This is a genomic window from Microbacterium paludicola (genome assembly GCF_039529675.1).
In the GTDB taxonomy this organism is placed as follows: Bacteria; Actinomycetota; Actinomycetes; order Actinomycetales; family Microbacteriaceae; genus Microbacterium; species Microbacterium paludicola.
In genome coordinates this window covers 1-8,136 of record NZ_BAAANG010000030.1, presented here as the reverse complement: position 1 = coordinate 8,136, position 8,136 = coordinate 1, and the positions used below count along the sequence as shown (strand labels likewise).

Annotated in this window: 8 protein-coding genes; 4 read left to right on the top strand and 4 right to left on the bottom strand. The window is 67.9% G+C overall.

What is annotated here, in order from left to right:
- The first annotated feature begins 174 nt into the window (after positions 1-174).
- From cmtR to ABD161_RS12680, 4 genes are all read left to right on the top strand, one after another.
- Positions 175-534, top strand: coding sequence for a Cd(II)/Pb(II)-sensing metalloregulatory transcriptional regulator CmtR (cmtR, locus tag ABD161_RS12695; protein ID WP_045246602.1), 360 nt, complete (start codon positions 175-177; stop codon positions 532-534).
- Complete coding sequence (locus ABD161_RS12690; RefSeq protein ID WP_228162905.1) at positions 531-2,432, top strand: heavy metal translocating P-type ATPase; 1,902 nt, start codon at positions 531-533, stop codon at positions 2,430-2,432. The genes cmtR and ABD161_RS12690 overlap by 4 nt, the downstream gene beginning before the upstream one ends.
- A complete protein-coding gene (locus ABD161_RS12685; RefSeq protein WP_229381995.1) occupies positions 2,429-3,028 on the top strand; it encodes a signal peptidase II in 600 nt (199 codons plus the stop codon). The genes ABD161_RS12690 and ABD161_RS12685 overlap by 4 nt, the downstream gene beginning before the upstream one ends.
- 122 nt (positions 3,029-3,150) lie before the next feature.
- Entirely contained in the window at positions 3,151-3,501 is a 351-nt protein-coding gene (locus ABD161_RS12680; protein ID WP_138172282.1) for a hypothetical protein, read from the top strand.
- Positions 3,502-3,512: 11 nt separating this feature from the next.
- Here the strand turns inward: ABD161_RS12680 and ABD161_RS12675 are convergent, their stop codons facing one another.
- From ABD161_RS12675 to ABD161_RS12660, 4 genes are read right to left on the bottom strand one after another with little or no spacing between them, the layout of a single operon-like run.
- Positions 3,513-5,324: a type IV secretory system conjugative DNA transfer family protein gene (locus tag ABD161_RS12675; RefSeq protein ID WP_102209669.1), complete on the bottom strand. Its 1,812-nt coding sequence runs from the start codon at positions 5,322-5,324 to the stop codon at positions 3,513-3,515.
- Positions 5,321-5,911: a hypothetical protein gene (locus ABD161_RS12670; RefSeq protein ID WP_229381994.1), complete on the bottom strand. Its 591-nt coding sequence runs from the start codon at positions 5,909-5,911 to the stop codon at positions 5,321-5,323. The genes ABD161_RS12675 and ABD161_RS12670 overlap by 4 nt, the downstream gene beginning before the upstream one ends.
- Position 5,912: 1 nt before the next feature.
- Entirely contained in the window at positions 5,913-7,397 is a 1,485-nt protein-coding gene (locus ABD161_RS12665) for a TraC family protein (protein ID WP_138172283.1), read from the bottom strand.
- Complete coding sequence (locus ABD161_RS12660) at positions 7,394-7,831, bottom strand: hypothetical protein (RefSeq protein ID WP_102209667.1); 438 nt, start codon at positions 7,829-7,831, stop codon at positions 7,394-7,396. Before ABD161_RS12660 ends, ABD161_RS12665 begins: the two co-directional genes overlap by 4 nt.
- Positions 7,832-8,136: the final 305 nt, after the last annotated feature.

Below are 8,136 nucleotides of genomic sequence, written 5' to 3'. Positions count from 1 at the left end.
TCACAGCCTGACCACGACACGAAGGATCACACGATCACCGATACACCACGTCCCAGGACTTGACCGGAAATGTCCACGAGATGTCTATCCGGGACATCTTCCGGGAGGATCGCGGGTCGAAGAGCGAAGGTGCAAGCGCGAGACCGAGTACAGCCACTGATGTATAGTCAGCATGTGCTGACTATTGCCGATCGACTCGATGTGATGAACCGGCTCGGCCGAGCTATGGCCGACCCGACCCGCTCTCGGATCCTCCTGACCCTCTTGACCGGCCCGAGTTATCCGGCGGTGCTGTCTCGTGATTTGGGGCTGTCCCGCTCGAACGTGTCGAACCATCTGACGTGTCTGCGCGGGTGCGGGATCGTGGTGGCTGAGCCCGAGGGCCGGCAGACCCGGTACGAGGTCGCAGACCCGCACCTCGCGCGCGCGCTGACGGCGCTGGTTGATGTGACGCTCGCGGTCGACGAGAGCGTGCCATGCATGGACCCGGACTGCGGGGTCGAGGGCTGCGTGGCGGGGGAGGTTCGGGCGTGAGCGCGGTCACGGGCTCGCAAGCCGAACACGTCGACCTCGACGACGATGATGACGATCACCGGCCGTGGTATCGGAGCCCGAGCGTTCTGATCCCGATCGCCTCCGGCGTCGCGTTCGCCGCCGGTCTGGTGTGCGAGTGGACCGGCGCGGAGACCGCGGGTCTGGTGTTGTTCTGGATCGGTCTGCTGCTGGGCGCGTACACGTTCGTGCCGGGCGCGCTGCGCAAACTGTTCACCAAGGGCAAGCTCGGTATCGGCCTGCTCATGACGATCAGCGCCACCGGGGCGGTGATCCTCGGCTACGTCGAGGAGGCCGCCGCACTCGCGTTCTTGTACTCCATCGCGGAGGCGCTGGAAGACAAGGCCATGGACCGCGCCCGCGCAGGGCTGCGGGCACTGTTGAAGCTCGTGCCCGACACCGCACTCGTCAAGGGCGGCGACGCCACCACGGAGGTGGAGGCGAAGGAGCTGCGTGTCGGCGATGTGCTCGTTGTCCGGCCGGGCGAACGGATCGCGACAGACGGCATCGTGCGTGCCGGGCGGAGCAGCCTGGACACGTCCGCGATCACAGGCGAGTCGATCCCGGTCGAGGTCGAGCCCGGCATTGACGTGTCGGCCGGGTCGATCAACACCACCGGCGTCCTCGAGGTCGAGGCCACCGCCGCTGGCACCGACAACTCGCTCACCACGATTGTGGAACTGGTCGAGCAGGCGCAGGCCGAGAAGGGCGACCGCGCCCGCCTGGCCGACCGCATCGCCCGCCCCCTCGTTCCCGGCGTGATGATCCTCGCCGTGCTGGTCGGCGTGCTCGGGTCGCTGCTGAGCGGCGACCCCGGGGTGTGGATCACCCGTGCTCTGGTCGTGCTGGTCGCAGCGTCGCCGTGTGCTCTGGCGATCGCTGTCCCGGTCACCGTCGTATCTGCCATCGGCGCCGCGTCAAAGTTCGGTGTGGTTGTGAAGTCCGGTGCCGCGTTCGAGCGATTCGGTGGCATCCGCCACCTCGCCGTCGACAAGACCGGCACTCTGACCCGCAACAAGCCCACTGTTACCCATGTCGTCACCACCGGCGCGACCCAGGATGGTGTGCTGGCATGGGCAGCGAGCCTGGAAGGCCACAGCACGCATCCCCTCGCCGCAGCGATCACCAACGCGGTTCCCGGCGCTCCGGCCGCTACAGACGTCCGCGAGACCGCCGGCCACGGCATTGTCGGCACCCTCGACGGAGCTCGTCTCGCCGTAGGGAGTCCACGTTGGCTAGACGCTGGCACGCTGGCCGACGAAGTGCAGGCGATGGAGTCCGAGGGGATGACCGTTGTCATCATCCACCGCAACGACCAGCCAGTCGGCGCGATCGGGGTGCGGGACGAGCTGCGTCCTGAGGTTCCTGAGGTCATCGCCACGCTGAACCGGCGCGGGATCGGGGTGACGATGCTCACCGGCGACAATGCCCGCACCGCCGCGGCCCTCGCCGTACAGGCCGGCATCAGCGACGTGCGCGCCGAACTGCGTCCCGAGGACAAGGCCGCCGCTGTCGCGGAAATGTCGAAGTCGCAGCCCACCGCGATGATCGGGGACGGCATCAACGACGCCCCCGCTCTCGCGGCCGCGGACCTGGGGATCGCGATGGGGGCCAAGGGCGCGGATGCTGCGATCGAGTCCGCCGACGTCGCGTTCACCGGCCACGACCTGCGTCTCATCCCGCAGGCTCTCGCTCACGCCCGTCGCGGCCGCAGCATCATCAACCAGAACGTTGTGCTGTCCATCGCGATCATCGCAATCCTGCTGCCGCTGGCGATCACCGGCATTCTGGGCCTCGCCGCCGTGGTGCTGGTGCACGAAGTCGCGGAGGTCATTGTGATCCTCAACGGGCTCCGCGCGGCGCGGCGCACGAAGGCATGACCGGTCTCGTTCATGGCCTCGCGCAGGGAAGGGCGGATGCCGTGAAAATGAATTCCGCCGGCCCTATTGGCTCGCGCGTCCGACCACGTCTATTCCTGATCGCGTGCGCCGTCGCTGCCGGGGCGGTGCTGATCGACCAGGGAACCAAAGCACTCGCCCTTTCACGGCTCAGCGAACAAGCCCGCATCCCACTCCTCGGAGACTGGCTCGGCTTGCAGCTCGCGTTCAACCCCGGCACCGTCATGTCCCTCGGATCCGGCTCAACCTGGCTGCTCACCATCATCGCGGCCGCGGCATCCGTGGCTCTGCTCATCGCCGCCACGCGCGCCCGCACCGCCGGGTGGGCGGTCGCGATTGGCCTGCTATGGGGCGGCGCGGTCGGCAACCTCCTGGACCGCCTGCTCGCCCCACCCGGATTCGGTCGCGGCCACGTCACCGACTTCCTCGCCTACGGCAACCTGTTCATCGGCAACCTTGCCGACGTCATCCTCGGTGTCGGCGTCGCCCTCGGCATACTCCTCTACGTCTCGCAGTCGAAGGGCAGAAGGTCGAGTCATCAGCCCGACGAGCACAGATCGACTCCGAAAGACATCTAGAAGCATGCTCGCGGCGGCTTTCGAGGACATTCCGCCTGTCACTTCCGCGTCCTGCCGCTGCGAAGATGGACATTTCTGAGCGGTCCCTACAAACGCGAGAGGTAGGTCGTCCAGTGTCGTTCGTGAACAACTCGACCGGCGAAGAGTTCGAGGATGAAGACGAGTACCTGCGTTCGATGAAGCAGGATGACTCCTACCAGTTCTCATACGACTATGAGTACGTCGCCGACAGATTCGGCGACGGTGATGACGACGTGAAACTGGAGAACGCGAGGCTCAACGTCTCGCTGACTTGGGACGACTACTCGGCTCCGGGATACGTCGTCTCGTATACCGTCGATTCGCCGACCCCGATTCCAAACGACTGGACGGGCGACGCCGACCAGATCTTCAATGACTTGTGGCTTGCCGTTACCGCGGACCTGAGTTCGCTTGGTATCGGCTCGCAGCTGCACAAAGACTGGCCGATCTAGCCTCCTCACAGTCAGTCGTCGGTGACTGTTGCCTCACCTATCCCTGCGGTGCCCGGCCGCATGATCGCCTCGACCTCGGCGCGCTGGGCGAGCAGCGTCTCGGCTTCCGGCCGATGGAGCCAGTAACGCATGGTCGTGATGATCGGCGGCGCGGAGCGCAGCAACACGAGCGAGGTGCCCTGGGGCAGGGTGCGGATGTCTTCGACCTTCATGATCGGGACGCGGCGGATCGAGCGTTGGTTCGAGCGCAAGCCGCGCTCCCCGATGGTCACGGAGTCAGTCGTCTCGTCGCGTTCGCCGATCAGTGTGGAGATGTCCTGGAGGTGCCGTGTGTCCGTCCCGCCGCCGAGGACGATCTTGGTGATGCTCGCATCCCACATCGCGGTCGCGGCGTCGTCGCCCCAACGACCTCGCGCCTGGGCGAGCGACTGGAACACGGGCATCACCGTGAGCCCGGTGCCGCCGCCCTCCGCCATGAGGACCGGAAGCGAAGGCAGAGGCGCGAGGTTCCCGATCTCGTCGAGCGCGAGCAGCACAGGCGGATCGAGCCGCGCGCCCGGCGAGCGCGCGGCGATGCGCCGAGCCGTCTCTACGAGGTCTTCGATGAACGCCGCGACGAGCGACGAGGACGCCCCCGCTCCGGCTCCTGTCGCCAGCAGGTAAAGCGTGCCGGACCCGCGCAGGAACGCCTCGGGGTCGAACTGCTCGTCCTCGCTGGGGCTGACCGCCTCCAGCACCCGTGGGTCGGCGAGCGAGGCGAGGGAGAGCGAGACGCCCTGCCAAATGGAGTCGCGGGTGCGAGGGTCGGATTGCAGCATCCCGTCGAGCGACTCGGCCCATCCGGTCGCGGCGTGGGGGTGCGACGCGAGAATGGAGACGGCATCCGCCGCAGCCGCAGGGTCGAGCGTCCAGCGGAATAGCTCGGCGGGTTGCCGGTGATCGAGCGCCGCGGCGTGCAGAAGCGCCTGTAGCGCCGTGCGCGTCTTGCCTTCCCAGAATCCGCCGTTCTCGACAGAGGGGCCGGAGAGCCCGGTTCCCGCGGCGAGACCTGTGCCGCGGATCATCGCGGTCAGGGGCACCTCGCACCCGCGGATCGGTGACCACCGCAGACCCGCGGGCACGCCCTCGGCGAGGTGCTGGGGATCGAACACGGAGACTGGGCCGCCGTGCGACTGGCGGGCGCGGAGCGTCGCCGTGAGGTTGTCTGGCCGGGTCGAGGTCGTGATGACCGCACCGGGCGCGTCGAGGATGGTGTTGATGACGATGTTCGCGCCCTTGCCGGATCTCGGCGGGCCGATCAGCAGGATCGAGTCCTCCACGGATGTCCACACGCGCTTGCCGCGCGAAGTGCCGAGGAGGTAGCCGACCTGCTCGGGTTTCGGGTCGGTGAGCGAGGGGCGCAGGGTCTTCGCTCGACGCAGGAGGTCGCGTTCGGATGCGGCCCGCTGCACATCGCGCCCCTCGGCGATTCCCTCGATCCGGTTCGGGTCGGCCTTGGTCCGCTTGCCCAGCTCGCGCACCCATCGCCAGATGAACCACGTCGCCGTTCCGACGGCAGTGAGCAGGAGTGCGACGGTGATCCAGTAGGCGACCGGGCTGAGTGACGCGGAGCCGAGTGCCGAGCCGGGGTCATCGGGGTGGAAGACCACGCCGACTCCCGCTTCGAGACCTGCCGCAGGCTGGGGCGCAACTGTGACGAACGCAGCGATGCTCCCGGCCAAGCGCAGCGCACCGGCCAGCAGCATCGCACCGATGAGCGCGCCGAGGGCGAGGTTCGTCAGCTCGTCGCCGAACGCCCTGGCTCGCGGTGACGAACTGGTCATGCCGGGTGTCCGATGACGCAGGTGCCCGAGACGCGGCCGAGCAGGATGACCTCGTGCGTGGGGCTCAGATCGAGCAGACCCGGCTCGATCTGAGCCCTTGCCGCTCCGTCGCCGCTTGCCGCGGCGTGCCGGACGATGACCGCTACGGCCACATCCTCGCCTGGTACGAAGCCCTCGCCATTCTGGAGTGCGCGCGGGTGCGAAGGCTCCGTCGCATCCCGCGCGGAGTCGCCATCCTCGACCGAGGCCCGCGGTCCTGCGGGCGGGGACTGGTCGAGGGACACGGGGTGCAGTGGAGCGGTCACGATATCCGTGTAGACGGTGCCATCGAGTTCGTGCACCACGACGCGGACTGGGGAGCGGCGCTGCTCGATCACTTCGCTGATGATCTGCGCGAACGAGTGCCGCTGCCACGGCGGAGCGAACGTCGGCGGACCGAACAGCTTCCCGTCGACCACGACGCGCAGCGTCGCGTCCGCCTGCACGGTCATCGTCACGACCGGCAGCACGGGCGGCACGTTGGCTGAGTCCTCCTGCTCGGCGCTCTCTGAGCGAGCGCGGCGTCGCCGCGAAAGGGTGATGGACATTTCACGCTCCTCTGGCCTTCTGACCTGTCTCGTACATCGCAAGTTCGGCAGGGTGGAGCTGGTGCTGGACGACGAACGAGCGGTTCTTGATCCTCCAGAGCCCCTGCCCGGTGCCGAGGCCGGGCAGCAATCCCTGCTCAGTTCCGGTGAGTCCGAGGGCCTGCGCAGTCGCTCCGAGCTGATCGCTCTCCTGCCTGTAGATCACCCGTGTCTCGGCGTTGGCGAGCAGGGACGAGGCGAGTGCGCGCATCGCCGAGCCCTGGTCGCCTACGTTGTCGAGGTCGCTGAGCTTGTGGAAAATGAGCAGGTTGGCGATGCCGTAGTGCCGCGCGAGCCGCCACTGTGCATCCATCCGGCGCAGCAGCGCCGGATGCGACATGAGCCGCCACGCCTCGTCGTACACGACCCAGCGCGGGCCGCCCGCCGGGTCGAGCAGCGCCGACTCCATCCACGCCGACGAACACGTCATGAGCACGGAGATGAGCGTCGAGTTCTCCGCAACCCGCGACAGGTCTAGCGACACCATCGGCAGCGACGGGTCGAAGCGCACGGTGCTCGGGCCGTCGAACAGTCCCGCCAAGTCACCGGCCACGAGTCTCCGAAGCGCGTGTCCGACGAGTCGGCCGTCCTCGGCGAGCCTGCCATCGTCGTTCTCGGCGTTCGGAGCGAGGATGCGGTCGACCACCATCGGAAGGATCGGCACATCGGCCGAGCGCACCGCATCGGCGAGCGCGATGTCGACGGCGGTGTGCTCCAGCGGGGTGAGGCCGCGGTCGAGGACGGTCTCGGCGAGCGCGCCGATCAGGTCGCGTCGCCGTGAGGTGACCTGGCTCTGCCACTCGGCATCGCTGAGGCCCGAAGGCCGGTGCCCTTCATCGAGGGGATTCAGCCGCGTAGACATCCCGTGCCCCAGCATGATCGCCCGACCGCCGACCGCCTCAGCGACGGCCGTGTGCTCGCCTTTCGGATCGCCGGGGACGTACACCCTCCGACCGAATGGGATTGACCGTGTATAGAGACTCTTGGCGAGCGAGGACTTGCCGGAGCCGACGATCCCCGCGAGCACGATGTTCGGTGCGGTGATGATGCCCTGCGCGTAGAGCACCCACGGGTCGTAGACGAACGAAGCCCCGCTGTAGAGATCCTGGCCGACGAACACGCCAGCGGAGCCGAGCCCGCCCTCGGCGAGGAACGGATACGCCCCTGCCAGCGTCGCGCTTGTGTCCTGGTGGCGCGGCAGCCGAAAACGGCCGGGCGTGCGGAGTGCTGCGGGCCGCGTCTCGCCGGACGGTGGCAGGTAGGTCGTCGCCCGCCTTGCCTCGCGTTCGGCCTCCCATGTCGCCCGCGCCCGCTCCTGCTGAGCCTTGCGGTCGGCGGTCTCGATCTTGCTCGCCGCTCGCCGTCGCGCCTTCCGCGCGGCGCGGCGCTCGCCTGCCGGGTCGAGCAGGACCGCGGTGTGCAGGCGCTCGCGGTCGCCGGGGCTCATAGTGATAATCCTCGCCGGGAGCTGACCGGGAGTGCCTCGAACGGGTCGCGGGAGAACGGGTCCAACTCAGGTCGACTGGCGACAGGTGCCGGGTGCCACGCGATGTAGCTCGAATGCTGCGACGCCTGATCGACGGCGGTCTCGGCCGACTGGACGAGTTCTGCGGCCCTGCGCAGTGCGTTGGCGGCGGCCCAAGCCTCGTCAACCCCGGCCTCGCGGTCGCCGTTGTCGAGGAACGCCTTGTCCTGGTGCAGGACATGCGCCGCCGCGACCTGCTCCAACACTTGCTCCAGGGATCGCAGCGTCCCTAGCAACTCGCCGACCACCTGATATGTGTCCGCGGGATCAGCGAACGCACGGCTCGCGTGCGCGAGCGCCCGCACCGCCTCGCGGGCGTCTGCGGCGTCCTCTACAGGGTTGCTGAACGTCGGCATTTCGTCTCCCTGGCGTCTCGATCTGCCAGGAAGGTGCGCACGTTATCCCCGACGTCAGAGGTCGAGGCTACGGTCGATCCGACGACCTGTTGTGAGGAAGAGCATGAGCGCAAGCACATACCGCGGCCAACTTGAGCGCAAGCGGAAGCAGCGCATCGACGCGGAAAAGAAGGCTGGAGAGTACCGCGGGAAGGAATCGAAAAAGCGAGCTGAGTCAGCGGCAGCTCGTGCTGCGGCCAGGTTGCGTCCAATAGCGTGGTGTACGGATCGGGTGACCGTGTCGCTGCGGACGTAGCGACGGTCAC

What these genes read in the sequence shown, in the direction of transcription:
- ABD161_RS12685 (WP_229381995.1), top strand. Translation starts at nt 2,429, where the DNA reads ATGACCGGTCTCGTTCATGGCCTCGCGCAGGGAAGGGCGGATGCCGTG.
- ABD161_RS12675 (WP_102209669.1), bottom strand. Translation starts at nt 5,324, where the DNA reads ATGACCAGTTCGTCACCGCGAGCCAGGGCGTTCGGCGACGAGCTGACG.
- ABD161_RS12670 (WP_229381994.1), bottom strand. Translation starts at nt 5,911, where the DNA reads ATGTCCATCACCCTTTCGCGGCGACGCCGCGCTCGCTCAGAGAGCGCC.
- ABD161_RS12660 (WP_102209667.1), bottom strand. Translation starts at nt 7,831, where the DNA reads ATGCCGACGTTCAGCAACCCTGTAGAGGACGCCGCAGACGCCCGCGAG.
- ABD161_RS12665 (WP_138172283.1), bottom strand. Translation starts at nt 7,397, where the DNA reads ATGAGCCCCGGCGACCGCGAGCGCCTGCACACCGCGGTCCTGCTCGAC.